1 protein-coding gene is annotated in these 1,879 nt (G+C 64.1%); it reads left to right on the top strand.

What is annotated here, in order from left to right; genetic code table 11:
• Positions 1-409: 409 nt before the first annotated feature.
• Positions 410-1,807, top strand: a complete 1,398-nt coding sequence (gene ltrA, locus AC1Q7H_RS39730) for a group II intron reverse transcriptase/maturase (RefSeq protein WP_492382507.1) — start codon at positions 410-412, stop codon at positions 1,805-1,807.
• The last annotated feature ends 72 nt before the right edge of the window (positions 1,808-1,879 follow it).

Genomic DNA, 1,879 nt, shown 5'->3' with positions numbered 1-1,879 from the left:
GTGCGCCCGGCAGGGCGCACTGACTTGGGGGTGGGAGTCCCCTACACGCCCGGCAAGGGGAAGTGTTAGCCAGAGACAAGGGTTTCCCGGGCGACCGGGAGTCTGAAGGAAGTCCGAGGCAAAGCGCTGGCCTGACGAACAGGAAGCGGATACGAGGCGACGTATCGGGGTGAGGTAGCCCAAATTGCCAAAGCCCAGTACTTGCACGGAACGATACGGCGTAAATCCGACAGGCATAAGCGTGAAGGTGAGTGCGTCATACCCGGGGAGATCTGCATCGCTGCCATGGTGCTACCGACGTCGAGAGGTGTTGGGATGGCGGTGCAGAAGTCAGCAGAGGCCATACTAGGTGCGCGGTTGGCACTGAAGGGCCGAACATGAACGAGCGCGATTAGGACGACAGACCTCGATGCGAACCGACGAAGCCCAAATGCACGAACGAGTGCAGCCCACAGCGGAGGAAGGCGGGCGGAACCTGCCTGGGGCCGATGGGGGTGCGGAGGCTGGCACGGCGGCTGTCGGGCAAACGAAAGCGCAGGCGCCATCGCTGATGGAAGCGGTGGTCGAGAAGGGCAACATGTGGCTGGCGTACCGGAAGGTGGTCAGCAACGGTGGCGCGGCCGGGGTGGATGCCTTGGAAGTGACGGCGTTGCGCGACTGGCTGAAGGTGCACTGGCCGAGCGTCAAAGCGGCGCTGCTGGTCGGCCAGTACATCCCGCAGGCGGTGCGTGCGGTGGACATTCCCAAGCCTGCGGGCGGGGTGAGGACACTGGGCATCCCGACGGTGGTGGACAGGCTGATCCAGCAGGCGCTGCTGCAAGTTCTTCAACCGATCTACGAACCGGGGTTCTCCGAGTCGAGCTACGGCTTCAGGCCTGGGCGCAGCGCTCAGCAGGCGGTCTTGCAGGCACAGCGGTACGTGCAGGAAGGCCGGCGCTGGGTGGTGGACATCGACTTGGAGAAGTTCTTCGACCGGGTCAACCACGACATCCTGATGTCGAAGGTGGCGCGACAAGTGAAGGACCCCCGAGTGCTCAAGCTGATCCGGCGGTATCTGGAAGCGGGGCTGATGCGTGGCGGGGTGGTCGAGGCAAGGAGGCAAGGCACGCCGCAGGGCGGGCCGCTGTCGCCGTTGCTGTCGAACATTCTGCTGACGGATTGGGACCGTGAACTGGAGAAGCGGGGTCTGGCGTTCTGTCGTTACGCGGACGACTGCAACATCTACGTCCGAAGCAAGGTGGCAGGGCAACAGCTATTGGCGCGCATGACAGCGTTCCTCGCGGAACGGCTGAAACTGCAAGTCAACGAGGGCAAGAGCACGTGCGGGCGCCCGTGGGCGCGCAAGTTCCTGGGCTACAGCGTGACAGCACATCGTCAGGCAAAGCTGCGTATTGCACCGGAAAGTCTGCAAAGGCTGACTGGGCGAATCAAGGAGCTGATGCGCAAGGGACGCGGGAGGAGCCTGACTCACACAATAGCGGCGCTGAATCCGGTGCTGCGCGGGTGGATCGGGTACTTCCAGTACACGGAAGCGAAAGGCGTGTTGGAGACGCTGGACGGGTGGCTGAGGCGGCGGCTGCGCCGCCTGATATGGCGGCAGGCCAAGAGCCGCGCTACCCGCACTGTGATGCTGCGTCGGCAGGGCTTAGCGGAGGATCGCGCGTGGCACTCGGCCCGCAATGGGCATGGCCCATGGTGGAATGCCGGGGCTAGCCACATGGGCGCAGCCTTCCCGAAGCGCTACTTCGACGCCATGGGGCTGATCTCGCTGCTGGATGCCCAGCGGCGCTTGCAGTCTCGTTCATGAACCGCCGTATGCGGAACCGCACGTACGGTGGTGTGAGAGGGCTGAGGGGGTGACCCCTCACCCTACTCGATT

The sequence above is a fragment of the Cupriavidus sp. GW823-FHT06D04 genome (assembly GCF_058795055.1).
This window is presented reverse-complemented; position numbering and strand designations above follow the sequence as displayed.